24 protein-coding genes are annotated in these 23,379 nt (G+C 63.8%); 14 read left to right on the top strand and 10 right to left on the bottom strand.

What is annotated here, in order from left to right; genetic code table 11:
• Window positions 1–38: 38 nt before the first annotated feature.
• The 3 genes from ACR0NB_RS11665 to deoC are packed head-to-tail and all read right to left on the bottom strand — an operon-like array spanning window position 39 to window position 4,219.
• A complete protein-coding gene (locus tag ACR0NB_RS11665) occupies window positions 39–848 on the bottom strand; it encodes an SDR family oxidoreductase (RefSeq protein WP_170364152.1) in 810 nt (269 codons plus the stop codon).
• Between the two features lie 27 nt (window positions 849–875).
• Complete coding sequence (locus ACR0NB_RS11660; RefSeq protein ID WP_480775754.1) at window positions 876–3,209, bottom strand: aldehyde dehydrogenase family protein; 2,334 nt, start codon at window positions 3,207–3,209, stop codon at window positions 876–878.
• Between the two features lie 11 nt (window positions 3,210–3,220).
• A complete protein-coding gene (gene deoC / locus ACR0NB_RS11655; protein ID WP_480775753.1) occupies window positions 3,221–4,219 on the bottom strand; it encodes a deoxyribose-phosphate aldolase in 999 nt (332 codons plus the stop codon).
• Between the two features lie 197 nt (window positions 4,220–4,416).
• Between deoC and ACR0NB_RS11650 the strand changes: the two genes are divergently transcribed.
• The 6 genes from ACR0NB_RS11650 (at window position 4,417) to ACR0NB_RS11625 (ending at window position 11,746) form a co-directional block, all read left to right on the top strand.
• Complete coding sequence (locus tag ACR0NB_RS11650; RefSeq protein ID WP_480775752.1) at window positions 4,417–5,370, top strand: metal ABC transporter solute-binding protein, Zn/Mn family; 954 nt, start codon at window positions 4,417–4,419, stop codon at window positions 5,368–5,370.
• 2 nt (window positions 5,371–5,372) lie between these two features.
• A complete protein-coding gene (locus ACR0NB_RS11645; RefSeq protein ID WP_170364156.1) occupies window positions 5,373–6,176 on the top strand; it encodes a metal ABC transporter ATP-binding protein in 804 nt (267 codons plus the stop codon).
• A 3-nt stretch (window positions 6,177–6,179) separates the two neighbouring features.
• Window positions 6,180–7,385, top strand: coding sequence for a metal ABC transporter permease (locus tag ACR0NB_RS11640; protein ID WP_480775751.1), 1,206 nt, complete (start codon window positions 6,180–6,182; stop codon window positions 7,383–7,385).
• Complete coding sequence (locus ACR0NB_RS11635; protein ID WP_170391232.1) at window positions 7,382–8,311, top strand: metal ABC transporter permease; 930 nt, start codon at window positions 7,382–7,384, stop codon at window positions 8,309–8,311. The genes ACR0NB_RS11640 and ACR0NB_RS11635 overlap by 4 nt, the downstream gene beginning before the upstream one ends.
• 282 nt (window positions 8,312–8,593) lie before the next feature.
• Complete coding sequence (gene mutL / locus ACR0NB_RS11630; RefSeq protein ID WP_480775750.1) at window positions 8,594–10,450, top strand: DNA mismatch repair endonuclease MutL; 1,857 nt, start codon at window positions 8,594–8,596, stop codon at window positions 10,448–10,450.
• Window positions 10,451–10,507: 57 nt separating this feature from the next.
• Entirely contained in the window at window positions 10,508–11,746 is a 1,239-nt protein-coding gene (locus tag ACR0NB_RS11625; protein ID WP_480775749.1) for a DNA recombination protein RmuC, read from the top strand.
• Window positions 11,747–11,749: 3 nt separating this feature from the next.
• Here the strand turns inward: ACR0NB_RS11625 and ACR0NB_RS11620 are convergent, their stop codons facing one another.
• From ACR0NB_RS11620 to ACR0NB_RS11610, 3 genes are read right to left on the bottom strand one after another with little or no spacing between them, the layout of a single operon-like run.
• The gene (locus ACR0NB_RS11620) at window positions 11,750–12,154 is read right to left on the bottom strand and encodes a hypothetical protein (RefSeq protein ID WP_170444153.1); all 405 of its coding nucleotides are present in this window, start codon (window positions 12,152–12,154) and stop codon (window positions 11,750–11,752) included.
• Between the two features lie 56 nt (window positions 12,155–12,210).
• Window positions 12,211–12,861 (bottom strand): ChrR family anti-sigma-E factor, encoded by a 651-nt coding sequence (locus ACR0NB_RS11615; protein WP_480775748.1) that lies wholly within the window; start codon window positions 12,859–12,861, stop codon window positions 12,211–12,213.
• A gap of 10 nt (window positions 12,862–12,871) precedes the next feature.
• Window positions 12,872–13,528 carry a sigma-70 family RNA polymerase sigma factor gene (locus tag ACR0NB_RS11610; protein ID WP_480775747.1) on the bottom strand — a complete coding sequence of 219 codons (657 nt, stop codon included), beginning with the start codon at window positions 13,526–13,528 and terminating at the stop codon, window positions 12,872–12,874.
• Between the two features lie 150 nt (window positions 13,529–13,678).
• Between ACR0NB_RS11610 and ACR0NB_RS11605 the strand changes: the two genes are divergently transcribed.
• The 5 genes from ACR0NB_RS11605 (at window position 13,679) to ACR0NB_RS11585 (ending at window position 16,622) form a co-directional block, all read left to right on the top strand.
• A complete protein-coding gene (locus ACR0NB_RS11605; RefSeq protein ID WP_170600238.1) occupies window positions 13,679–14,449 on the top strand; it encodes a DUF1365 domain-containing protein in 771 nt (256 codons plus the stop codon).
• A gap of 87 nt (window positions 14,450–14,536) precedes the next feature.
• Window positions 14,537–14,854 (top strand): DUF3775 domain-containing protein, encoded by a 318-nt coding sequence (locus ACR0NB_RS11600; protein ID WP_093964170.1) that lies wholly within the window; start codon window positions 14,537–14,539, stop codon window positions 14,852–14,854.
• Between the two features lie 91 nt (window positions 14,855–14,945).
• Window positions 14,946–16,019, top strand: coding sequence for a hypothetical protein (locus ACR0NB_RS11595; RefSeq protein WP_480775746.1), 1,074 nt, complete (start codon window positions 14,946–14,948; stop codon window positions 16,017–16,019).
• A 121-nt stretch (window positions 16,020–16,140) separates the two neighbouring features.
• Complete coding sequence (locus ACR0NB_RS11590) at window positions 16,141–16,368, top strand: DUF1127 domain-containing protein (protein ID WP_170419951.1); 228 nt, start codon at window positions 16,141–16,143, stop codon at window positions 16,366–16,368.
• A gap of 50 nt (window positions 16,369–16,418) precedes the next feature.
• A complete protein-coding gene (locus ACR0NB_RS11585) occupies window positions 16,419–16,622 on the top strand; it encodes a DUF1127 domain-containing protein (RefSeq protein ID WP_093964173.1) in 204 nt (67 codons plus the stop codon).
• Between the two features lie 82 nt (window positions 16,623–16,704).
• Here the strand turns inward: ACR0NB_RS11585 and ACR0NB_RS11580 are convergent, their stop codons facing one another.
• From ACR0NB_RS11580 to ACR0NB_RS11565, 4 genes are read right to left on the bottom strand one after another with little or no spacing between them, the layout of a single operon-like run.
• The gene (locus tag ACR0NB_RS11580; protein WP_480775745.1) at window positions 16,705–17,847 is read right to left on the bottom strand and encodes a saccharopine dehydrogenase family protein; all 1,143 of its coding nucleotides are present in this window, start codon (window positions 17,845–17,847) and stop codon (window positions 16,705–16,707) included.
• Window positions 17,848–17,850: 3 nt separating this feature from the next.
• A complete protein-coding gene (locus tag ACR0NB_RS11575; RefSeq protein WP_480775744.1) occupies window positions 17,851–18,906 on the bottom strand; it encodes a saccharopine dehydrogenase in 1,056 nt (351 codons plus the stop codon).
• 14 nt (window positions 18,907–18,920) lie between these two features.
• Window positions 18,921–19,535 carry a glutathione S-transferase family protein gene (locus ACR0NB_RS11570; RefSeq protein ID WP_480775743.1) on the bottom strand — a complete coding sequence of 205 codons (615 nt, stop codon included), beginning with the start codon at window positions 19,533–19,535 and terminating at the stop codon, window positions 18,921–18,923.
• Between the two features lie 18 nt (window positions 19,536–19,553).
• Window positions 19,554–20,204 (bottom strand): histidine phosphatase family protein, encoded by a 651-nt coding sequence (locus tag ACR0NB_RS11565; RefSeq protein WP_170364170.1) that lies wholly within the window; start codon window positions 20,202–20,204, stop codon window positions 19,554–19,556.
• A gap of 158 nt (window positions 20,205–20,362) precedes the next feature.
• On the opposite strand from ACR0NB_RS11565, the gene ACR0NB_RS11560 reads away from it, so the two are divergent.
• The 3 genes from ACR0NB_RS11560 to gcvH all read left to right on the top strand — a co-directional run bounded on the left by ACR0NB_RS11560 (window position 20,363) and on the right by gcvH (window position 23,339).
• The gene (locus ACR0NB_RS11560; RefSeq protein WP_480775742.1) at window positions 20,363–21,544 is read left to right on the top strand and encodes a hydantoinase/carbamoylase family amidase; all 1,182 of its coding nucleotides are present in this window, start codon (window positions 20,363–20,365) and stop codon (window positions 21,542–21,544) included.
• Between the two features lie 316 nt (window positions 21,545–21,860).
• The gene (gene gcvT / locus ACR0NB_RS11555) at window positions 21,861–22,955 is read left to right on the top strand and encodes a glycine cleavage system aminomethyltransferase GcvT (RefSeq protein ID WP_480775741.1); all 1,095 of its coding nucleotides are present in this window, start codon (window positions 21,861–21,863) and stop codon (window positions 22,953–22,955) included.
• 18 nt (window positions 22,956–22,973) lie between these two features.
• The gene (gcvH, locus tag ACR0NB_RS11550; RefSeq protein ID WP_093964179.1) at window positions 22,974–23,339 is read left to right on the top strand and encodes a glycine cleavage system protein GcvH; all 366 of its coding nucleotides are present in this window, start codon (window positions 22,974–22,976) and stop codon (window positions 23,337–23,339) included.
• The last annotated feature ends 40 nt before the right edge of the window (window positions 23,340–23,379 follow it).

Below are 23,379 nucleotides of genomic sequence, written 5' to 3'. Positions count from 1 at the left end.
TGTGTTCGGCAAGGCCGGCCAAGCCTGTCGGACGCGGATCACCCCTTTTTCATGCTGCGCAGCATCTGCCCCATCATCTGGCCGAACTGACCCGAGCCGCGCTGATACAGCGCCCCGTCCACGGCCAGAACCGTACCGCTGACATAGCTGGCCATGTCCGAGGCCAGGAACAGACAGGCGTTGGCTACGTCCTGAGGCGTGCCCCAGCGGCCCAGCGGCACGTCTCGGCGCAGCTGCTCGCCCGCGTCGGGGGTGGGGGCCAGACGCTTGGCGCCCTCGGTGCCCTCGATGAAACCCGGCACCACCGAGTTCACCCGGATGCCTTCCACGCCCCATTCCATCGACAGGGTGCGGGTGATCTGATCGACACCCGCCTTGGCCGCGCAGACATGGGCCTGGCCCTCGTAGGGCAGGTAAGATTGCGGGGCCGAAATGTTGATGATGTTGCCGCCGGGCCGTTTCAGATAGGGATAGGCGCCTTTCAGCACATGCACAGTACCCATCAGGTCGATCTCGACCACGGTGCGGAAAGCGTTGACCGACATCTCCGCCATCAGCGCCGGGAAGTTGCCCGCCGCCCCCGAAACCAGCACGTCGAAATCACCGAGTTTCGCGTGGAACTGTTCCAGCCCCGCCGCGACCGCTTCGGCGTCGCGCACGTCGAAGGCCGCGCCGATGGCCTCGGCCGCGCCGGCCGCCTTCAGCGCGGCGATGGTGTCGTCCACCTTCTCCTGCGAGCGGCTGGCCACGGCCAGTTTGGCGCCCGAGGCCGCGAAGGCCTCGGCGATGCCCCGATTGATACCGCTGGTCCCGCCGATGACGATGACCGTCTTTCCTGCAAAGTCCATGTAGAGCCTCCCGCTTTGGAAGGGGCCCTACTCGCCGTAGGGCACCCAGATGTTCTTGATCTCGGTCGCAGCCTGCAGGAAGCGGCGGGTGTGGTCCATGCCCCAATCGAATGCCGTCGCGTTATTGACCCAGGTCCGTTTCAGGTTCCCGGCCGAGACGACCTCGATCTGCGCTGACAGGTCCGACGACGAGAAGGACCAGACCGCATCCACGTTCAGATGCGAGGCCAGCGGTTTGGCCAGTTCCCCATGACTGCCGGTCAGGATGTTGACCACGCCTGCGGGCACGTCCGAGGTGTCCAGTACCTGATAGAAATCGGTGGCCGCCAGCGGATAGGGCTCGGACGCCACCAGAACCACCCGGTTGCCCATCGCGATCGCCGGCGCCATGGCCGAGACCAGACCCAGCAGCGGCGCTTCGTCAGCGCAAAGCGCGCCGATCACGCCCACCGGTTCCTTCATCGCAATCGCCACGCCCCGGATCGGAACGCCATGCACCTGGCCGTCATACTTGTCGGCCCAAGCGGCTGCAGTGAACACGCGCTGGATTGCGGCGTCGACCTCTTTCGCGCCGTCCTTGCGGCCGGTCATCGCGTCGATGCGATGCGCGAACTCGTCGGCGCGGGCCGAGAGGTTCTCGCCGATGTAATACAGGATCTGCGCCCGCAGATGGCCGGTGGTTTTCGACCAGTTCGTAGCGCCTGCTGCGGCCTCGACCGCGTTGCGCACGTCCTTGCGGTTGGCCAGACCCACATGGCCCAGCAGCCCCGCCTTGCCCCAGACCGCGCGGGAATAGCCGCCATCAGGCCGGGCCTGCTTGCCGCCGACATAGAGCTTGGCGGTGCGGTCGACCGGATCGACCGGGCCGCCTTCGCCCGCGACGGGTTCGATCTTGGTCAACGGTTTGGTTTTACCCTTGGGCTTGGTATAGGCGCTCAGCCCTTCCCAGCCGCCTTCCCGGCCAAAGCCGCTTTCGCGCACGCCGCCAAAGCCCGCGGCCGCGTCGAACAGGTTGGTGGCATTGACCCAGACCACGCCGGCGACCAGCTTGGGCGCGATGTCGAGCGCAAGGTTGACGTTCTCGGTCCAGACCGTGGCCGCCAGCCCGTAGCGGGTGTTGTTGGCCAGCTCGACCGCCTCGGCCGGGGTGCGGAAGGTCGACGAGACCAGAACCGGGCCGAATATCTCCTCCTGCATCAGCGGGTCCGAGGTTTCGAGGCCGGTGATCAGCGTCGGCGGGTAGTAGCAGCCGTTGGCGGGCAACTCACAGGCGGGTTGGTAAACTTGGCCCACCGCGTTGCCCTCGACCATCGATTTGATGGTCTGCAGCTGTACCGGGTCCACCACGGCACCCACGTCGATACATTTGTCCAGCGGGTTGCCGATGCGCAGCGTGTCCATACGCGCGCGCAGCTTGGCGTAGAACCGCTCGGCGATGCCCTCCTGCACCAGCAAGCGCGAGCCCGCACAGCAGACCTGGCCCTGGTTGAACCAGATCGCATCGACCAGACCTTCGATGGCTGAATCGATGTCGGCATCGTCAAAGACGATATAGGGCGACTTGCCCCCCAGCTCGAGCGTCAGGGCCTTGCCAGACCCGGCGGTGGCCTCGCGGATGCGGCGCCCCACGATCGTCGAGCCGGTAAAGGCGATCTTGTCCACGTCCGCGGCCACGATCATCTCGCCCACCGCGCCGTCGCCGGTGACGATGTTGACCACGCCCTTGGGCAGACCGGCCTGCATGCAGACATCGGCAAACAGCAGCGCCGTAAGCGAGCTGTATTCGGCAGGTTTCAGAACCACCGTGTTGCCCATGGCCAGCGCCGGGGCCACCTTCCACGCCAGCATCAGCAGCGGGAAGTTCCACGGGATGATCTGGCCGCAGACCCCCAGCGCCTGCGCGTCGGGCAGCTCGGCTTCCATCAGCTGGGCCATGCCTGCGTGATAGTAGAAATGCCGCTGCACCAGCGGAATGTCGATGTCGCGCGATTCCCGGATCGGCTTGCCGTTGTCCAGCGTTTCCAGCACTGCGAACAGGCGGGCATGCTTCTGGATCAGCCGCGCGATGGCATAGAGGTAACGGGCGCGGGCCGGGCCGCCCAGCTTTTCCCATTTGGGTTGCGCCTTGCGGGCGGCGGCCACGGCGGCGTCCACATCGGCTTGGGTGGCCTGGGTCAGCTTGGCCAGAACCTCGCCCGTGGCCGGGTTGCGGCTTTCAAACCCTTGGCCGGGCTTGGTGAAGGCGCCGTCGATGAAATGGCCGAACTTGTCGCCCTGGTCGACCAGCCATGCCAGGGCTTCGGCGGCACTTTCCGGGGCGGGTCCGTATTCCATGGTCTCGAAAATCTCTTTGACTGTCATTGTTCCTGTCCTCAGCCCATCGGGTGCCGGTATCCGGCCGAGTATGCCCCGGTGACGAAATGTTCCAACTGCCGCTCGATATCGCCCAGCAGGGACGACGCGCCGAACCGGAACAGGTCGGGTTGTAGCCAGCGGCCGCCCAGCTCGTCCTTGATCAGCGAAAGGTAGACCAGCGCGTCCTTGGCCTTGGAGATCCCGCCCGCGGGCTTGTAGCCCACGCGATAGCCGGTGCGGTCATAATAGTCACGGATCGCGCGGATCATCACCAGCGACACGGGCAGGGTGGCGTTGACGCTTTCCTTGCCGGTCGAGGTCTTGATGAAATCGGCCCCGGCCATCATGCAGACCAGCGAGGCGCGCGCCACGTTGCGCAGGCTGCCCAACTCGCCGGTGGCCAGGATGGCCTTAACATGCGCCTCGCCGCAGGCCGCACGAAACGCTTTCATCTCGTCATACAGCGCCTGCCAGTTGCCCTGCAGCACATGGCGGCGCGAGATCACGATGTCGATCTCCTCGGCCCCGGCCTTCACGCTTTCCTCGATCTCGGCCAGACGCAGGTGAAAGGGTGACAGACCCGCCGGAAAGCCGGTGGATACGGCCGCGACCGGAATGCCAGTGCCTGTCAGCGCATCCACCGCCGTTTCGATCATGTCGTGATAGACACAGACTGCGCCGGTGGTGATCGGCGGCATGCCCAGCGCCCTCAGCAGGGCGGGGGACACCGGCTGCCGGGCCTTGGCGCACAGGCGGCGCACGCGGCCCTCGGTGTCATCGCCCGAAAGGGTGGTCAGGTCGATCATGGTGATCGCCTTCAGCAACCACGCGGCTTGGTACTCTTTCTTGACCGACCGGCGCCCGGGCAGGGTCGCGGCGCGGCGCTCGATGGCCGAGGTGTTGGCCTGCACGGCGCGCACCCAGTCCAGGTCCAGATCCATGCCGGGGTTTCGGGGCTCGGTCACTTGCGGCAGATGCGCGGTGCGCACGGGGCTTTCTGAGCTCTGCGTATCCATTGTCACGTCCTTTGGGAGGTTTGCGCCAAAATCGCACGGGAAACGGCCAAAGGAAAGGCAAACCGGGCGCCTTAGGCCACTTTTTTGACCAAATGGACAAATTCAGCTTTTTCTTGCGAGTAATTCGCAACACGGTTGACTTAGTTGCGAATGGTTCGCATATTCATTCTCAACTGGTACTCGGAACGAGGTCACATATGATTCGCCGCAGTTTTCTTTTTGCCCTTGCTCTTGGTGCCGCGCTGCCCTTGGCGGCGTGGGCCGAGGCGCCGCTGAAGGTCGTGGCGACGACCGGAATGATTGCGGACGCCGTGCAGCAGGTCGGCGGTGATCAGGTCGAGGTCAAAGGGCTGATGGGTCCCGGTGTCGACCCGCACGGCTATCGCCAGACCCGCAGCGATATCGTTGCCGCGACAAGGGCCGACTTGGTCTTGTGGCACGGCTTGTATCTTGAGGCGCAGATGGAAGACTTCTTCCACGACCTCGGGCGCAAACGCAAAGTCGTTGCCGTGGCGGATGCCATCGACAAGTTTAAACTGCGTGCACATGCCGACTATGCCGACAAATACGATCCGCATGTGTGGATGAGCCCGGTTCTGTGGAAAGACGTCGTGGTCGAGGTGCAAAAGGCGCTGACCGACGTGCGGCCGGACTCCGCCGCTTACTTCGCCGCCAACGCCCAGCGTTTTCTGGCTGAAATCGACCAGTTGGACGCCTATGGGAAAAAGGTGCTGGCCCAGGTGCCCGAAGACAACCGTATTCTGGTCACCGCCCATGACGCCTTTGCCTATTTCGGTGAGGAATTCGGGTTCGAAGTGTTGGGGATACAGGGTATCTCGACCCAGTCCGAGGCGGGGCTGAACCGGATCGGAGAATTGGTCAACACTTTGGTCGCGCGCAACCTGACCGCCGTCTTCGTCGAAAGCTCGGTCTCGGATCGGTCGATGCGGGCGTTGATCGAGGGTGCGGCGGCGAAGGGTCATACCGTCTCGGTCGGGGGTGAGTTGTATTCGGACGCCATGGGCGAGCCGGGCACCTACGAGGGCACCTATATCGGGATGCTGGATCACAACATCACGGTCATTGCACGGGGCCTGGGTGCGGATGTGCCTGAACGCGGCATGTTCGGCAAGCTGTCGGCGGGGCTCTGACCATGTTGGAGCTTGCGGCTGGCAAATCGTCATCAAACGGGGACCTGACGGTGCAGGACAGCCCGCTCGTGATCCGGGGGATGACAGTATCCTACGGTCAGAAACCGGCCATTTTCTCGGTAGACATGACGGTGCAACCCGGAGCCATGACGGCCATCATCGGACCGAACGGCGCTGGCAAATCGACGCTGCTCAAGGCGGCGCTGGGTATCGTCAAGCCGCTGTCGGGACAGGTGCTGGTGTTCGGCAAGGCGTTGGACCGGCAGCGGGCCCGTATCGCCTATGTGCCGCAGCGCGCCAGCGTCGATTGGGATTTCCCGACGCGGGTCATCGACGTGGTCCTGATGGGCTTGTCACGGGAACTGGGCTTGCTGGGCCGGGTCCGGATGCGACACATGGCCCACGCGATGGAGTGTCTGCATCGGGTCGGGATGCATGAGTTTGCGGACCGCCAGATCGGCCAGCTTTCGGGTGGTCAGCAGCAACGGGTGTTCCTTGCGCGCGCACTTGCTCAGGATGCCGATCTGTACCTGCTGGATGAACCGTTTGCCGGGGTCGATGCCGCCACCGAAAAAGCCATCATCTCGGTCCTCAAATCCCTAAAGGAAGCCGGCAAGACGGTGGTCGTGGTCCACCATGACCTTGCCACGGTCACGGATTATTTCGACCACGTGTTCCTGATCAATACCCGCAAGGTCGCCGAGGGCCCGGTCGAGCAGGCCTTTACCGCCGAGACTCTTCAGGCCGCGTACGGAGGGCGGCTTGCCACCGCCCAGATCGACCAGATCTCGGGCACTGCGGGCTGACACATGCTGTGGGACGCTCTGATCCTGCAATTGGGGTACAACGCCACCTTGGTTGCCATCGGCGCCACGCTGCTTGGGTTTTCGGCTGGCGTGACAGGCACCTTCCTGTTTCTGCGCAAGCGAGCGCTGGTCAGTGACGCCATCAGTCACGCGACGCTTCCGGGCGTCTGCATCGCCTTTATGGTTTTGGTGGCGCTGGGCGGAACCGGGCGAAACCTGATCGGACTGCTGTCCGGTTCCGCGATTTCGGCCGCCATGGGCCTTTTGTGCATGAATTGGCTGATCCGCCGCACCCGTCTGGCCGAGGACGCAGCGATCGGGGCGGTCCTGTCGGTCTTCTTCGGCTTTGGTATCGTTCTGCTGACAATCATCCAGACCATGGGAGTGGGCCGACAGGCCGGGCTTGAGGGGTTCTTGCTGGGCTCGACGGCCGGGATGCTGTGGTCTGACGCTCTGATCATCGCGATCGGCGGCGCTGCAACGCTGCTGCTCGTCATGATCATCCGCCGCCCCATGATGATGGTGGCGTTCGATTCCGAATATGCGGCCGCCTTGGGGCTGCCAGTGCATCGCATCGATCTGGCGATGATGGGGCTTGTCATGGCGGTCACGGTTGTCGGGCTGAAGATCGTCGGATTGATCCTGATCGTGGCTTTGCTGATCATACCCGCCGTCACGGCGCGGTTCTGGTCGGACCGGTCCGACCATGTGGTGCTGTTGTCGGGGGTCATTGGTGGGTTGTCGGGCTATCTGGGTGCGGCGGTGTCCGCCTCGGCGCCCAACTTGCCGACCGGACCGATCATCGTCCTGTTCAGCTTTGGCTTTTTTGTCCTATCGCTGTTTCTGGCTCCGGTGCGCGGCGTGTTGGCCGCAATCGTGCGGCATCTGCGGTTCCAGCGGCGGGTTCACATCCGACAGGGGTTGCTGGCGCTTGCACAAGGCCAGAACATCTATGAGCCCTACACACTGCGCCTGCTGCGTCAGGCCGGACTTGCCCGGCCCGACGGGGTGGCTACGGATGCGGGCAGAGCGCAGGCGGCCAAGGCGCTGCGCGACGAGAAACGCTGGGAAATCGTACGCGCCGACAATGCGCACGAGGCAGCCGCCGCCCTGTATGACGGGTTACGCGACATCGAAACGGTTCTGACCCGGGACCAGATCGACGACATCGATCGCCGCATTGGCGGACCACGGGAGGTTCGCCCATGAGCGGTGAAGAATTCGTTCCCCTGTCCTTAACCCCGCTGCTGATCGGGACCTTCGCGGCCATCGCCTGCGCCTTGCCCGGAAACTTCCTTGTGCTCCGCAAACAGGCACTGATCGGCGACGCCATCAGCCATGTGGTTCTGCCCGGGATCGTCGTGGCCTTTCTTGTCACCGGCACGATCTCGACCTGGCCGATGATGCTGGGCGCCGCGGGCGCGGCGGTTGTCGCCGTTGTGCTGATCGAGACCATCCGGAGGCTGGGCCAGATCGAACCGGGCGCCGCAATGGGCGTCGTGTTCACCACCATGTTCGCCGGAGGGGTGCTGCTGTTGGAGCAGACCGACACCTCGAGCGTTCATCTGGATGTCGAACACGCACTCTATGGCAGCCTGGAAAGCCTGATCTGGCTTGACGCGACTGGCTGGTCCTCGCTGCTGGATCCGGTTGCGTTGGCCGGCCTGCCACCCGAGCTTGCTCGGATCGCCCTGACATTGGTGGGTGTCAGCCTGTTCGTCTGGCTGTTCTGGCGGCCGCTCAAGATCTCGACCTTCGACGAAGGCTTTGCCCGGACGATCGGAATTCGAACCGGGGCGCTGGGAATGGCGCTGGTGATTGCGGCGGCGATTGCAGCCGTGGCCGCGTTTGATGCCGTCGGCTCGATCATCGTGATCGCAATGTTCATCTGCCCGCCGGCCGCCGCCCGGATGATGACCGACCGGCTTGAGACCCAGATTGCCTGGAGTGTTGTCTTCGCCATCCTGTCCGCCGTGTCCGGCTATATCCTGGCTGGATATGGCCCGCTGTGGTTGGGCGGATCGGACGCCGTCAGTGCGGCCGGGATGATTGCCACCATGTCCGGCCTGATTCTGGCTGTCGCGGCCGTGTTTGGCCCCTGCCGGATGCGCGCAGCGGCGCCGGGTCCGGGCTGATCCGGCGTGTTCCCGCCACCCGGTCCGGTCGGTGATCGGCCAAACTTTGCCCACGATACGGGGCAAGCGAACCTTAAGCAGATTTGTCCAACGCACCGTGTTAGACACCGCGCCATTACACAGTTAATGACCACCACTCACCACGGATCGTCCGGGCAATCGTGAAACTTCTGGCAACCAATTCGGGTTGCGCATCTCGATTGGCCGGGCGATCCGACCCCCTAGATCAAAGCAGCGTAAACCGGTGGCAGAATCGCGTGCGATTGTGCTAGGTCTAGCGGTATGGCGCAGGCAAACCCCAATATCAGCGAAAATCGCCCGGTAATCCGGCAACTCGACGAGGCCGCGATCAACCGCATCGCGGCCGGTGAAGTGGTCGAACGCCCCGCCTCCGCCGTCAAGGAACTGGTGGAAAACGCGATCGACGCAGGCGCGACCCGGATCGCCATCGACATCGCCGATGGCGGCAAGACCTTGATTCGCGTTACCGACGACGGGTGCGGCATCGCGCCCGAGGATCTGCCGCTGGCCCTGTCGCGCCACGCGACCTCCAAGATCGACGGCTCGGACCTGCTCAACATCCACACCTTCGGGTTCCGGGGCGAGGCGCTGCCCTCGCTGGGCGCGGTGGGGCGCCTGACCATCACCAGCCGCGCGCCGGGGGCCGAGGCGGCCCAGATCCGCGTGGCCGGCGGCAAGATGGAGCCGGTGAAGCCTGCCGCCCTGCGCGCCGGCACCGTGGTCGAGCTGCGCGACCTGTTCTATGCCACGCCGGCGCGGCTGAAATTCATGCGCACCGACCGGGCCGAGGCGCAGGCGATCTCGGACACGGTCAAGCGGCTGGCCATGGCGGAACCCTCCATCACCTTCACCCTGCGCGATGTCTCGGGCGGGGGCGAGGGGCGCGTGGTGTTCCGCGCCGACCGCGAGAACGGAGACCTGTTCGACGCGCTGCACGCCCGCCTGGCCCGCATCCTGGGGCGCGAGTTTGCCGAGAATGCCTTGCAGATCGACGCCACCCGCGAGGGGATCAGGCTGTACGGATATGCCGCTCTGCCCACCTATTCGCGCGGCGCGGCGGTGGCGCAGTTCCTGTTCGTCAACGGCCGGCCGGTGCGCGACAAGATGCTGACCGGGGCGCTGCGGGCGGCCTATTTCGATTTCCTCAGCCGCGACCGGCACCCGGCGGCGGCCCTGTTCATCGACTGCGAGCCGACTCTGGTCGACGTGAACGTGCACCCCGCGAAATCCGAGGTGCGGTTCCGCGATCCCGGTGTGGCGCGCGGGCTGATCGTCTCGAGCCTGCGGCACGCGCTGGCCGAGGCGGGGCACCGCGCCTCGACCACCGTGGCCAACGCAACGCTGGGTGCGATGCGGCCCGAGCCGGCCCCCGCGATACCCGCGCGGGTCTATCAGATGGACCGGCCCTTGCCCGCGGCGCGGGCCATGGCCTATCAGGCGCAGGCGCCCGGCTTTGCCGATCTGGCCAATGCCTACAGCGGCAGCGTGGTCGAACCAGTGGCCGAACCGTCGCAGTCCGACCAGACCTCGCCCGAGCATCTGCCGCTTGGGGCCGCGCGTGGGCAGGTGCATGAAAACTACATCATCGCCCAGACCGCCGACGGCATGGTGATCGTGGACCAGCACGCCGCGCATGAACGGCTGGTCTACGAGAAACTCAAGACACAGATGGCCGAGAACGGCGTGGCCGCGCAGGCGCTGCTGATACCCGAGATCGTGGAACTGTCCGAGGGCGACTGTGCCCGCCTGCTCGCGGTGGCCGACGACCTGTCGCGCCTGGGCCTGACCATCGAGCCCTTCGGCGGCGGCGCGGTGGCGGTGCGCGAGACCCCAGCCATTCTGGGCGAGGTCAGCGCGCGGGCGATGATCCTCGACATTCTGGACGAGCTGGCCGATCAGGGCGAAAGCCAGACGGTGCAGGCGCGGATCGAGGCGATCCTCAGCCGGGTGGCCTGCCATGGCTCGGTCCGCTCGGGCCGCCGGATGCGCGCCGAAGAGATGAACGCCCTGCTGCGCGAGATGGAGGCCACGCCCCATTCCGGCCAGTGCAACCACGGGCGGCCGACATACGTGGAACTGAAGCTGAGCGATATCGAACGGTTGTTCGGCCGCAGTTGATCCGGCCGCCGATCGGCGGTAGAAAAGAAGAAACAAAACAAGAACGCACAGGTTGAGATGATCGAGATTGCAGGCACCCGATATTCGCTGGAAGACCCCATGGTGATGGCCGCCCTGATCGGGGCGGGGGTGGTTCTGTTGATCCTCGTCCTGCTGTTTCTGGCCCTGCGCGCGGCCAACCGCTCGGCCCGGATGGCCGAGCCGCTGGCGCAGCAGCTGGCCTATCTGGGCCAGCATGTGCAGCAGTTGGGGCAGGGGCAGGAGCAATTGCGCGGCGGGTTGCAGCATGTCTCGGACACGCAGGCCAATGCGCAGGTGCAGGTGATCCAGACGGTCGAGGCGCGGCTGTCGGCGGTGCAGCAGCACATGAACGACCGGCTGGCCGACAACGCCATGAAATCCGCCCGCGCGCTGGCCGAGATGCAGGAGCAGATGAAGGAAACCCTGCATGGGTCTTCGAAACAGACCGCGACCTCGCTGACCCAGTTGCAGGAACGGCTGGCCGCCATCGACAAGGCGCAGGACAACATCACCAAGCTTTCGGGCGACGTGCTGTCGCTGCAGGACATCCTGTCGAACAAGCAGACCCGCGGCGCCTTCGGCGAGATCCAGTTGAACGACATCGTGTCCAAGGCGCTGCCCTCGGACAGCTATGTGCTGCAGGCGACCTTGTCGAACGGCAGACGCGCCGACTGCCTTATCCGCCTGCCCAACCCGCCGGGGCCTATCGTGATCGACAGCAAGTTCCCGCTGGAGGCTTATGAGGCGCTGGTGGGCGCGGGCAATGACATGGAGTTGAAGGCGGCTGTGCAGATGTTCCGTAGCACGGTGCGCAAGCACATCACCGACATCTCGACCAAGTACATCCTGGACGGTGAAACCGCCGACGGGGCGCTGATGTTCCTGCCCTCCGAGGCGGTCTATGCCGAACTGCACGCCAAGTTCCCCGAACTGGTGCAGGAGAGTTTCTCGAAACGGGTCTGGATCGTCTCGCCGACCACCTGCATGGCCACGTTGAATACGATGCGGGCGATCCTCAAGGACGCGAGGATGCGCGAACAGGCGGGCGCGATCCGCAAGGAACTGGGCCTGCTGCACAAGGATGTCGAGCGTCTGGGCGACCGGGTGGCCAATCTCGACCGGCATTTCGGGCAGGCGGCCAAGGATATCTCGGAAATCAAGATCAGCGCCGAAAAGGCCGGCAGGCGCGCGCAGCGGCTGGACAATTTCGATTTCGAGGAACTGGCCCCCGAAGACCGCGCCAACGTGGTGCCGCTGGGCAAGTCCGAGGGCTGAGGCCTACTGGATCGACAGGTCCAGATTGTAGCCGACGGTCTTGCCGGTATCGCGGTCGTTGCCCATCAGGTAGACGCGGATGGTATAGTCTCCGTCCTCGGGCAGGGTGATGCGGGCTGTGTTGCCGTTGACTGAGCCATTGTAGATCGCAACCCCGTCGCTGCCCGGCGGCAGGATGTTGAAATAGACTACGCCGCTGCCGTTGGTGTCGCTGACCTGAAGCTCGGCAAACAATTCCTGCCTGCCTTTTGCACCCAGCACGTAGTCGAAATATTCATCGCCCGTAATGGTGCCGTTGACCATCGTCCCGAAGTTTCCGGGCTGGAATCTCACCTCGGCTGTCCTTTGGGCCAAGGCGGGCAAGGCCACAACGGCAATGAACAGGGCTGCCAGAGCTTGTTTCAACATTCTGCATATCCTCCCGATGATTCCCGGCTCCAAGCCTAGCACAACCGAGGGACCGTTCAGATTCGCAGGAAGGGCTGCACCAAACGTGGGATCAGGCTGTTGAACTTCAGCGGAGCGTCGGTCACCGCTAGGCAGATGCAATCCTCGGACATGTCGGCCACGGGCGTGTGTTCCAGATCCTCGTCTGCGATCTCGACATCGCCGCGGGCGAAATGATCCACCTCGTCGGAAAACGCGCCTTGCAGAACCATGGTCAGTTCCATGCCCTTGTGGCCGTGGTCCGGTACCGCCGCACCGGCCGGGATGAATAACAGGCGCGCCGTAGCGTCGCGCGAGGTTGGCAGAATGGCCTGCTTGACGCCCATGCCAATCGGCTTCCAGCGGATGCTGTTCACATCGCCGCCAACGTAATCCTGCAACGGTGCCGGCAGCACGTCGCATTTCGCGCGCGCGGGCTTGGGGGTCGGCGCAACCTGCGCGATCAGAGCCATTGTCGACGACAGGGCATCCGCGGACAAAGGCGCGGCTTCGACCTGGTCCTCAAGCATGTGTCCGCCCACCGCGTCATAACTCTCGGCGCGGGCGCGACAATGGTCGCACAGGGACAGGTGGGTCGCGACCATCAGGTCGAACGCTTCGGGCAGTGTGCCCGAGGCGTAGGCCATCAGCAGGTCGTCCGTCAGGTGATGTTTGATCTCGTTGCTCATCTCTATCATCTCAGTTCATCGCGTGGCGCAAGCGGTCCAGCGCCAGCCGTATTCTCGATTTGATGGTGCCCAACGGAAGCCCGGTCTGCGAGGCGATCTCGCGATGGCTCAGGTCACCAAAATATGCCTTCTCTATCAGTTCCCGCTGTGCCTCGGGCAATTGCAGCAGGGCTGTCTTCAGTTGCGCCGTTTCCTGTTGCAGCGCGATTACGTCTTCCTGTTCGGGTTCCGCTTCGGGGCCCCATGTCAGTTCTTCCGGTTCAGGACGCCGCTGTTTGCGAATGGCGTCGATGCGTTTGTTCCGCGCGATCGTAAAGACCCATGTCGCCACGGTAGCCCGTGACGGATCAAACAGATGCGCCTTGTGCCACAAAGTGGCCATGACCTCCTGCGCGCACTCCTCGGCCAACGTCGCGTCCGATCCCGACCGGATCAGGAACGCTTTGACCCGAGGGGCAAAGTGCTGGAACAGCTCGGCAAATGCCGCCTGATCCTGCGACTGCCGGATGCGTTGGACGTGGGACACCCACTCGCATCTTGCCGCGCCATTGTTCTTCGTACCGTTCACCGACGATCCCTTGGTTCGTTTCGTGCCGTGCCCAGCCGGCCGCGCCGCCGGGGCGGTCGCGACATCGTCCGGAACAACGGTGTCCATCTCGGTAAACATAACTGTATTACGCTGCCGCACCCAAGTCGGATCACGCCTGCCCGAGATTTTTGATCCGGTCGCGCGTTTTTTTCGTATTATGATCATGGATGTTCGCTGAAAAACCCAGCCGATCCAGAATGTTGACCGCTAGAAAAGATCAGTCCGACCATGCCAGAAATCGACTTCGTTCCGGCCCATACCTTTCACGGAAGGAAAGGTGCGATCGAGAACGCCTTTCGCTACTCGGTCGACTACATCCTGCTGGATCCCGAACAAGTGGCGGAAACGCCCGCGTTGTTTTCGATAGATAAACCCAACCTCACCGGCTGGCGGACCCGCGATCATGGAGGGGAGCCCGGTGTTGGTCGAGGTGCCCCGTGGCTCCGCGACAGCCTGCGGGCGATGCAAATCCCCCAACCCGCGCAGGTTCTGTTGCTGACCCAACCCCGGGTGCTGGGCCACGTATTCAACCCGGTCAGTTTCTGGTTTTGCCTGAATGACGCAGGCGCGCTGTTTGCCGTGGTGGCCGAGGTCACCAACACTCATGGAACGCGGCACAGCTATGTCTGCCACAAGCCGGGGTTTGACGTGATCGCTCCTTCTGACCGGATTTCCGCGACCAAGGTGATGCATGTCTCGCCGTTTCAAAAGATCGAGGGCACTTACACTTTCCGGTTCGACCTGCGCCCAGACCGGGTCGGGGTTTGGATCGACTACGGCCGCGACGGGGGCGGTTTGATTGCTACGCTCACGGGCGTCCGGCAACCTCTCACCAATGGCGCGATCCTTCGTTCGCTGCTGCGACGCCCGTTTGGCGCGCGGCGGGCGGTTGCATTGATCCACTGGCAGGCGCTGAAACTGTGGATCAAGAAGGCCACTTTCCGACCGTTCCGCACCGCGCCGGTGCCATCTCACCCCGTCTCGCGCCCGCACGAGTGACGATCTGCAGTTTGCGCAAGATCAAGGACGCAGGCGCGATGCAATGGTTGAGATGGACTCCAATTGCGGACAGAGGAGTTGAAACCAATGCTGGAAATCTCGCCAACCAAAGTCGCCCAGGTCGCCATGATGGGCCGCGAGCTGGATCGCGCCGAGGGCGAGCTGCGGGCTTTTATCGATCGCATGGACGAGGACGAGCAAGCCGAGTTGGTCGCGATCATGTGGATTGGACGTGAAAGCTTTTTCCCGGACGACCTCAGCGAGGCGATCGCTACGGCCAAGGCCGAGGCCTCGACGCCATGCGCCGATTACCTCATCGGCACGCCGCATCTGTCGGATCACCTTGAGAACGGGTTGGACGCGCTGGGCATCTCGGCCGAAGATGTCGAGAACGACCTGATGTAGACTTGGTCGCCCGCACGGTGTTTCTGCGCTATGCTCCGGGGCAGAGGGCGCCGTGTATTGCACAGCGCCCGGTCCACAGCAGGGGCGCCAGATGCCGCGTATGTTGAAGACGATATTGGTGTTGGCCCTTATGTCCGTTCCGGCGTGGCCGCAGCGTCCGGCGCTGGCCTGCACCGTTTGTCTGGCACTTCCCGAAAACTCTCTGGCCGACCGGTTGTTGTCTGCTTCGGTCATCGTTCTGGCCGCGCCCGCGCCCGACGACCCGTTCCGCTATGCACCCGTCGGGTTGCTGAAAGGCAGTTGGGACGAGGTTGCAGACCTCCCCCAGATACCGTTTCTGGTGGACAGCAGCACCCGGAATGCCCTGCGCGCCGATCCTGACCGGGTGGTCTTGATGATCTATGGCCCAGGCCGCCGGGACAAGGCCGGGCGCGCCTTTGATCAGTCCTGGACCAAGGGATTTCTGATGACGCCGCAGCGGGCCGATTTTGTTGCCGAGGTACAGGCGCAAGGCCAAGGCTGGCGGTTGGACGGATCCCGATCCGCCGAGCGCGCCGCGTTTTTCGCGGCCTATCTGAATTCCGGAGACCGGTTGTTGCGGAACACCGCTCTCATTGAACTCCACCGGGCACCCTATGCGTCTGTGCGCGGCCTGCGCGACGCTGCTGCAACCCCGGATCTTCTGCGCGATTTGCGGAGCCTGAATCGCGTAGCCTATGCCCCGGCAACGATCCGGCTGCTGGGCCTGCAATCTGATCCGGCAGCGGCAGAGGCGGTGCGCGCGGTCTATCCAAAGGCGGTCGCCACCGGAGGGTTCAACCTGCGCGGATGGGCGCTTGCCGGTATCGAAATCGACGGCGACCAAGCCCTGAATACGATCGAGGAGGCTCTGACCGCCAGCCCGCTTTCCCCGCAGGATCGACAGGCGATCATCGCGGCGCTGATCGACGGCGGCGATGCGATGCCGGAACGCCGCGGGAAGATCCTTGATATCTTTGCCGGCGAGATTGCGCACAACCAAAACACGGCCGGGCAGATCGCCTTGGCCACGCGCGATTGGGGGGATGATACGCTTGCACCTGCGCTGCGGGCGCTTCTCGCTGACCCGCAGATCGACCCCGCCACCGCCTTCGCCATCCGGGTGTCCCTGCCATCCGGTCAGTGACCCCGCCCACCCTGACGTAAGGTTAACAAAGCTTAATCCGTTGGTCCGGAACCGTTAACGCGGCGCCCTTTTATCTGATGACAGTACTGCAATGCAGTTCGAATTTCAGGAGGACAAACCAATGGCAACCGCACACACCACACAGCCGAACGACAGCCTGTTTCACAACCTTTTTGCAAAATACGCCGAGGCCAAGACCGAACGGTTTCGGAAGCAGATCTTTGCGAAGACGGTCCGTGACCTCGAACGCCTGAGCGACCAGCAGCTCCACGATATCGGCATCACCCGCTCAGACATCCCCCAAACGGCCTATCAGAGCGTCTATCAGCGCGCCGCGTTGACGCAGTAACCGGGGCCGCGCCCCAACAGGACACCGGCCAAACTGGGAGGAAACAGCCGATGCTCGACACAATGCAACCGACTCAACAACCCTGCCCATCCGCCAGCGCGCTGCTTCTGTTCGACCGCGCCATGCGCATCCGGGCGGTCAAGGATGACATCGTACGCGCGGCGCAACATTTGAGTGGTCTGGATGACCGGCAGCTGTCCGAGCTTGGCATCAACCGCAGCGATCTTGAGGAAACGATCGAGCGCTACATCTGAACCACAAGCGCCAATCCAAAGGGTTGGTAAAAACACCAGTAAAAAGCCATTCCGGTGCGTCCGGAATGGCTTTTTGGTTGGGTCAGGCCAGGTGGTCGACCACCTGCAGGTGCTGTGCCAGCTTGTCGATCTCGGCCATCCAGCTCTGAACCAGTTTCGGATCGCTGGGCGCGGCATGGACGCCGGCGGGGATGGCGCGGTTCAGCACCGCCTCGACCGCAAGCGAGACCGGGATCGACACTAGACGCGCCATCGCGCTGCCGCGTGCGTCGCCCCAGGCGTCCATCACATAGGTCTTGTGCCAGACCGGTATGCCGTCCTTCTCGGCCTTCAGGCCGACGCAGAGCACGACGCGGTCCGGCTCGCCCTCTTCATAGGCGTTCTCGGCCCAGAACTGGTCGGACATTTCCTTGAGCCGGGCATCGCCCTCGGGGCCTTCCAGCGTTTCGATCTCGCGGAACACGTCCGACCACGCATCCGACCAGCCGTTCAGCCGCAGAGTGCCGCGGACGAATTCCTTGACCGGCCAGTGCTCCTCGAAATGGTACTGCTGCATGAAGGGGATTGAATCGCGGTTCGGATAGACCTCGAAGCTTTCGGGCGTGGGCAGCGGGGCGACATAGGTGCTGATCGCGTCCCAGGGCCGGGCCACGTCCAGCGGGGCATAGTCGCGGATCGACCGCGAGGGCGAGCGCAGCGCCTTGAGCACACCCAAGGGCGACCAGCTGAACTTGTAGCGGAACGGGTTGGGGTTCTTGGGGATGCCGCCGCAATAGGAAATGAAGCTGAGGTGGTTTTCCGGGTCGAAGGCGTCGGACGCGCGGTAATCGTCCACCAGCGCATGGGCCATCAGGTGGTCAATGCCCGGGTCCAGCCCGACTTCGTTGACCAGCGCGACGCCGGCCTCGCGGGCTTTGTCGTTCAGCGCACGCATCTCGGGCGCGATGTAGGAGGACGAGACGAAATGCGCGCCCTTCTCGATCGCCAGTTCCGCCAGCGGCACGTGCCAGTCGCCCGGCAGCATCGAGACGATCACGTCGCCCTTTTCCAGCACCGCGCCCAGCGCATCAATGTCGAAGGCCCGGATGTCGTCGGTCAGGTCACCGACCTCGGCGCGGGCCTTGTCGACGGTCCGGTTCCAGACGGTGACCTTGTGGCCGGCCTCGATCAGGCGGCGCAGGCCGGGGATGGCCGACAGGCCGGTGCCACACCAGTGAATCGTCATGGCTCAGATCCTTTCGATATGGGATTTGAAGGTGTCCTCGGCCCGCGCCCAAACGCCCGAGGTCAGGTCGGTCAGGGTCAGCAACGAGGGCAGAAGCTGCGCGGCGTAGTCTTCCGAGCTTTCGACCGGCAGCATCGAGGGCAGGTTGTCGATGGCCATGACGTCGAGAACCGGGTCGGTGGCCACGCGTAGGGCGGGTTCTTCCCAAGTTGTGGCGCGGTCATAGACCGGCACCGGGTTGTAGTCGCTGTCGGGGTCGCAGGCCACGTCGCCGATGGCGGTCAGCTTGCGCGGGGCATTCAGCGCCTCGCGCGGGACAAAGACCGGGGTGCCGGGGCGCGCGAAGATGCAGTTGAGGAAGATGTCGTGTTCGAGGATCTCCGGGAACGGCCCGCCATCGGCGGTTTCGGCCATGTCCCATTTGGTCACCTCGACCCCCATCGCCTCGCACAGATCGGACGCGCCGGTGCCGACCCTTCCAAGCGCGCCGATGACGATGGCGCGGGGGCGGGGAGCGCCGGTGGCGTCCAACTCGGCCAGAAGTTCGGCGTTCAACGCGTCCTTGCCGGGATAGACGCCGACGGGGCCGCAGATCTCGCCCCGCTGCTGCGCCGCCCAAGTCTTGAGCGTGACCGCCGCGCCGGCATACCCGGCCCAATAGCCGAAGGCCGCGACCCGCCGCCCGGTCTCGTCCACCAGGTATTCCAGGTCATACAGCGTGCCACCACCGGCCTTGAACCGCTCCAGCAGCTTGCGGCCCGAATGCTGGCCCTTGAAGGCATGGCCGAACATGATGTGGCGGTGCGGCAAGGGCGTGCCGTCCTCGGGCAGTTCCTTGAGGCCGAAGATGACCGCATCCAACGGCGCATCCGGCCAGGAGTTTTCCGGCGCGATTTCGCAGCCTGCCGCGCGGTAGCCGTCGATCAGGATGGCGCGGACATGGCTTTCCTCGACCGTCACGCGGATGCCGGCGGCGATCAGTTGCGCCGCGCCTTCGGGCGTCAGGCCCACCCGTTCCTCGTTCGGGCGTTGTTCAGCCCGGACCCAGAGATGTGTCATGCGATGTCCTTTTGTCAGAGCATTCCGGCGGCCCGTACCGCCTGAACCGAGGGTCGGGCCTCCATCGCCGCGCGGAAGGCCTGGATCTTGGGAAAGGCCGTGACATCGACCCCGTCACCTTCCAACCAGCTGCAAACCACGTAGAGATAGGCGTCAGCCAGCGAGAATGCCTCGCCCAAAACAAGCGGGCCGCGCAGCCCGTTTGACGAGATGTAAGCGCAGGACTCGGTCATCGTCTGGGCCACCTTGTCCTTCATGTCCTGCCAGCTGGACTCCTGATCCGCCCAACGGTGACCGCGCATTTTGTGCGCATGGTTCACATGCATGGTCGAGGCCAGGTAGTACATCACCTCGCGCATCCGCGCGGCCAGGACCGGATCGTCCGGAACAAGCCCGGCCTTCGGGGCCTTGGCTGCGATGTATTCAAGCAGAGCGCCGGTTTCCGTCAGAATGCCACCATCGACCACCAGAGCGGGAACGCGACCCTTGGGGTTGATCTGGTTGTAGGCCGCCGTCGTCTGCTCGCCCGCAGCGAAGTCCAGTTTGATCGCCTCATAATCCAGACCGGCTTCCTCAAGCGCGATGACGACGGCGATCGAGATAGTGCGGGGTGCGTAGTAGATCTGCATCTGGGACCTCCGATCCGGTTACAGGTGGGTCTGGGCGAAATGCCGGTCCGGCGCTTCCAGATGTGGAACCGCGTTGAACAGAACCGGGCTCAGGTCCGCTCCGATCGGGTGCAGACGATGCAATGAGGTGTTCATGATGGCAAGGGCCACGCGCGCCATCGCCGGGATGTCCAGCCCCATCGCCTGCCGCACCACCATCGAGATCAACCCACCCGAGGTCACCACGATGGCCGGCCCGTCGCCGTCATGGATTTCGCGCAGAGCGTCCGAGACGCGGGTTTCAAACTGCTCGAAGGTTTCGGGCGCGTTCCGAATGTCGCCGTTGGCCCAGGCCTTGAAGGTCAGCGGCAGGTGCTGAACGAAGCCTTCGCGGTCCGTCGGGATCGTCACGCCGTGCTGTTCCTCGAACAGTTGCGCAAGGGTGAAATACTCGATTTCATTCAGACGTGCATCACGGACGGGTTCCGGCAGACCCATGCTTGCCGCCGTTTCAACATGCCGGGTCAGGGTGCCGCAAAACACCCGTGGATAATGGGCTTTGGTCTCGCGCAGATGGGCCCCAAGCCAGCGCGCCTGCTGATGCCCAAGCTCGCTGAGCTTGTCATAACTGTGTTCGTCCCGTGCGGTGGTGTTGGCCTGCCCGTGGCGTACCAATGTGATGTATGACATGTCGGTCCCTCTTGGCCCGAAGTCTTAGGGCAGCTTGCACGCAGGGGCCAGAGGTGTTCGGCCGGTTGCCGTCAAAAAACCGGGACAGGCTGCAACCGGGCTTGCGGGCGGACGGCCCGGCGATAGAGTTGCGGCAAGCGACAAGAAAGGACAGCGCAATGGCCGTGAATGCGCAGAGGTTTCTGGATGATCTGCACAAGCTGCGGGAATTCGGAGCTGCGGGGGTTGGTAAAGGCGTCGTGCGCCCGGCATATTCAGACGCGGACATTGCGGCGCGGCGATGGCTGGCCGACCGGTTTCAGGAGGCCGGGCTGCAACCGCATTTTGATCCGGTCGGAAACCTGTTCGGTCTGGCATCCGCGCCGTCGCTTTTGATGGGGTCACATTCAGACAGCCAGCCCGAGGGCGGTTGGCTGGATGGCGCGCTGGGCGTAATCGCGGCATTGGAGCTGGCTCGCTCCAGCCAGCGCCCGATCTCGGTGGTCAGCTTTCAGGATGAGGAAGGCCGGTTCGGCGTCACCACCGGATCAGCCATCTGGTCCGGCAAGTTGCCCCTTGCGCAGGCCGACGACCTGACCGACCACGCGGGCATAGGGTTTGGCGATGCGCGCGCTCGGATGCAAAGTCTGACGCAGGATTTTGTGAACCCCGCCCAATTCACCGGGTTCATCGAAATGCATATCGAGCAGGGTCCGGTTCTGGATGCCAACGCCGAGGCCATCGGTGTGGTCTCGGACATCGTGGGCATTCGCGACGTGGTCATCGAGTTTTCCGGCCAGCAGAACCACGCCGGCACGACGCCGATGCACCTGCGCCGAGACGCGTTCCAGGCTCTGACGATCTTCAATGGCCTGATCAACGAGCGGTTCCGCAACGTGGTGACCCCGCAGACGGTCTGGACGATCGGTCATGTTGAGCTGTCTCCGAATGCCTCGTCAATCGTTCCTGGCCGAGTCCGTTTCTCGATGCAGTGGCGCGATCAGGACACGGATCGTCTGGCCCGAATGGAAAGCATCATTCGCACGACCGCCCAAGAGGTCAGTGAAACCATCGGGGGCGATGCGCAGTTCGGGCCAATGCTGGGCATCGAACCGGTTGAAATGGATCCAACCCTCCGGCGGTCGCTGGAACACGGAGCCCAGACCGTCGCGCCCGGCAACTGGCGGGTCATGCCGTCCGGGGCCTTGCACGATGCGTCGAACGTGTCAGCCCTGATGCCGGTCGGAATGCTGTTCGTGCCATCCATCAACGGTATCAGTCATGACTTCGCGGAGGACACTGCCGAGGCCGATCTGGTGACGGGGTTGAAGGCCTTGGAGGCGGCACTTGCCGATCGCTGAGGTATGGGGCCGCCGACCGCGAATACTGCAATTTCAGCTGTTGCGTAACGGAAAAAAGTTTCCTATACGACACAAAGCTGCAGCATGCAGATGTATACTCCTTGTCCATGAGCGATTTAGGCCGTGATGAATACCTGCGATCTGAAGTCGGACGGAACACCGCCAGCCGTGAAGTTGCCGGTCCCGGAAAATGCATGTCGACCAGCCAGAATTCCACTGACTCGATCCGGAAAGGCTGCCGTGGCATGGTATTCCCAGCCATACGCTTTTGGATCCGGTCCATCGCGCCACTTTTGCCAAAAGAAAGAACACTGACATGCCTGGAATGAAGCGCACGCCGTTGTATGACCTTCATGTTGAGTTGGGAGGCAAGCTGGTTGATTTTGCGGGCTGGGAGATGCCCGTTCAGTATCCTTTGGGAATCATGGGCGAACACAAGCAGTGCCGCGAGAAGGCGGCGCTGTTCGATGTGAGCCACATGGGTCAGGTGATACTGCGGGGCGAGAATGTGGGCGAGAAGCTCGAGGCGCTGTGCCCGCAGGCTTTTGCGACACTGCCCGAGGGCAAGGCGCGCTATGGGTTCTTCACCAACGCGGACGGCGGGATCATGGACGACCTGATCGTGTCGAACGCGGGCGATCATTTCTTCGTGGTGGTGAACGCGGCGCTGCGCGATCAGGACATTCCGCACATGCGCGCGCATCTGGACGGCGTCGAGGTGACCGAGATCTTCGACCGCGCGTTGGTGGCGGTTCAGGGCCCGAAAGCCGAGGACGTGGTGGGCACGCTGTGCCCGGCGGCCCGCGATCTGAAGTTCATGGAAACCACCGTTGCCCCGATCGACGGAGTCGAATGCCGGATCTCGCGACTGGGTTACACGGGCGAGGACGGCTATGAGATCTCGATCCCCGAGGACAAGGCGATCGAGGTCACCCGCGCCCTGCTGGCGCATGAGGATTGTGAACCTGCGGGCCTGGGCGCGCGCGACAGCCTGCGGCTGGAGGCGGGTTTGTGCCTGTATGGCAATGACATCGACCAGAGCACCTCGCCGATCGAGGCCAACCTGGCCTGGGCGATCCAGAAGCGGCGCAAGGAAGAGGGCGGCTTTCCCGGCGCGGCCCGCATCCAGCGCGAACTGGCCGAAGGCGCCGCGCGCAAGCTGGTGGGGATCAAGCCCGATGGCCGCGCCCCGGCGCGACAGGGGGTCGAGGTGCAGGACCTGCAGGCCAACACGATCGGTCAGATCACCTCGGGCGGGTTCGGCCCGACGGTCGGCGGCCCGGTTGCGATGGGTTGCGTCGCCGCCGGCCACACCGAGCCGGGCGAACAGGTGAATCTGATCATCCGGGGCAAGGCGCAGCCGGCGCGGATCGTGGCGCTGCCCTTCGTCAAACAGAATTACAAGCGTTGAAGTCAGGAGAGAGACAGCATGGCAACCTATTATTCCGAAGAACATGAATGGCTGACGGTCGAGGGCGACACGGCCACGCTGGGCATCACCAAGCACGCGGCCGAGCAGCTGGGCGAGGTGGTGTTCGTCGAGCAGCAGGACGTGGGTGAAGAGTTTGCGAAGGACGGCGAGATCGGGGTGATCGAATCCGTCAAGGCGGCCTCCGAGATCTATGCCCCGGTCGATGGCGAAATTCTCGAGGTGAACGAGACGCTGGCCGACAACCCGGGCGCGCTGAACGAGGATCCCGAGGGCGAGGCGTGGATCTACAAGATCAAGATCACCGATGCCGCGCAGTTGGAAGATCTGATGGACGAGGCCGGCTACAAGGCGTTCATCGGCTAAACCCACGGAGTCCCGGCCTGGGGCTCCATCGTTTTGACTT

It is taken from the genome of Ruegeria sp. CG3 (assembly GCF_056537205.1).
Note: the sequence above shows the minus strand (reverse complement) of the source record. Positions and strands in the feature narration are given on the sequence as shown.

Bases quoted from the DNA above. Each gene is read 5' to 3' on its own strand.
- ACR0NB_RS11570 (WP_480775743.1), bottom strand. From the start codon at position 19,535: ATGCAGATCTACTACGCACCCCGCACTATCTCGATCGCCGTCGTCATC.
- ACR0NB_RS11665 (WP_170364152.1), bottom strand. From the start codon at position 848: ATGGACTTTGCAGGAAAGACGGTCATCGTCATCGGCGGGACCAGCGGT.
- ACR0NB_RS11640 (WP_480775751.1), top strand. From the start codon at position 6,180: ATGCTGTGGGACGCTCTGATCCTGCAATTGGGGTACAACGCCACCTTG.
- ACR0NB_RS11660 (WP_480775754.1), bottom strand. From the start codon at position 3,209: ATGACAGTCAAAGAGATTTTCGAGACCATGGAATACGGACCCGCCCCG.
- gcvT (WP_480775741.1), top strand. From the start codon at position 21,861: ATGCCTGGAATGAAGCGCACGCCGTTGTATGACCTTCATGTTGAGTTG.
- ACR0NB_RS11565 (WP_170364170.1), bottom strand. From the start codon at position 20,204: ATGTCATACATCACATTGGTACGCCACGGGCAGGCCAACACCACCGCA.
- ACR0NB_RS11635 (WP_170391232.1), top strand. From the start codon at position 7,382: ATGAGCGGTGAAGAATTCGTTCCCCTGTCCTTAACCCCGCTGCTGATC.
- ACR0NB_RS11620 (WP_170444153.1), bottom strand. From the start codon at position 12,154: ATGTTGAAACAAGCTCTGGCAGCCCTGTTCATTGCCGTTGTGGCCTTG.
- ACR0NB_RS11615 (WP_480775748.1), bottom strand. From the start codon at position 12,861: ATGAGCAACGAGATCAAACATCACCTGACGGACGACCTGCTGATGGCC.
- ACR0NB_RS11600 (WP_093964170.1), top strand. From the start codon at position 14,537: ATGCTGGAAATCTCGCCAACCAAAGTCGCCCAGGTCGCCATGATGGGC.
- ACR0NB_RS11645 (WP_170364156.1), top strand. From the start codon at position 5,373: ATGTTGGAGCTTGCGGCTGGCAAATCGTCATCAAACGGGGACCTGACG.
- ACR0NB_RS11605 (WP_170600238.1), top strand. From the start codon at position 13,679: ATGCCAGAAATCGACTTCGTTCCGGCCCATACCTTTCACGGAAGGAAA.
- ACR0NB_RS11650 (WP_480775752.1), top strand. From the start codon at position 4,417: ATGATTCGCCGCAGTTTTCTTTTTGCCCTTGCTCTTGGTGCCGCGCTG.
- ACR0NB_RS11580 (WP_480775745.1), bottom strand. From the start codon at position 17,847: ATGACGATTCACTGGTGTGGCACCGGCCTGTCGGCCATCCCCGGCCTG.
- ACR0NB_RS11625 (WP_480775749.1), top strand. From the start codon at position 10,508: ATGATCGAGATTGCAGGCACCCGATATTCGCTGGAAGACCCCATGGTG.
- gcvH (WP_093964179.1), top strand. From the start codon at position 22,974: ATGGCAACCTATTATTCCGAAGAACATGAATGGCTGACGGTCGAGGGC.
- ACR0NB_RS11610 (WP_480775747.1), bottom strand. From the start codon at position 13,528: ATGTTTACCGAGATGGACACCGTTGTTCCGGACGATGTCGCGACCGCC.
- ACR0NB_RS11575 (WP_480775744.1), bottom strand. From the start codon at position 18,906: ATGACACATCTCTGGGTCCGGGCTGAACAACGCCCGAACGAGGAACGG.
- ACR0NB_RS11590 (WP_170419951.1), top strand. From the start codon at position 16,141: ATGGCAACCGCACACACCACACAGCCGAACGACAGCCTGTTTCACAAC.
- ACR0NB_RS11585 (WP_093964173.1), top strand. From the start codon at position 16,419: ATGCTCGACACAATGCAACCGACTCAACAACCCTGCCCATCCGCCAGC.
- ACR0NB_RS11560 (WP_480775742.1), top strand. From the start codon at position 20,363: ATGGCCGTGAATGCGCAGAGGTTTCTGGATGATCTGCACAAGCTGCGG.
- ACR0NB_RS11595 (WP_480775746.1), top strand. From the start codon at position 14,946: ATGCCGCGTATGTTGAAGACGATATTGGTGTTGGCCCTTATGTCCGTT.
- deoC (WP_480775753.1), bottom strand. From the start codon at position 4,219: ATGGATACGCAGAGCTCAGAAAGCCCCGTGCGCACCGCGCATCTGCCG.
- mutL (WP_480775750.1), top strand. From the start codon at position 8,594: ATGGCGCAGGCAAACCCCAATATCAGCGAAAATCGCCCGGTAATCCGG.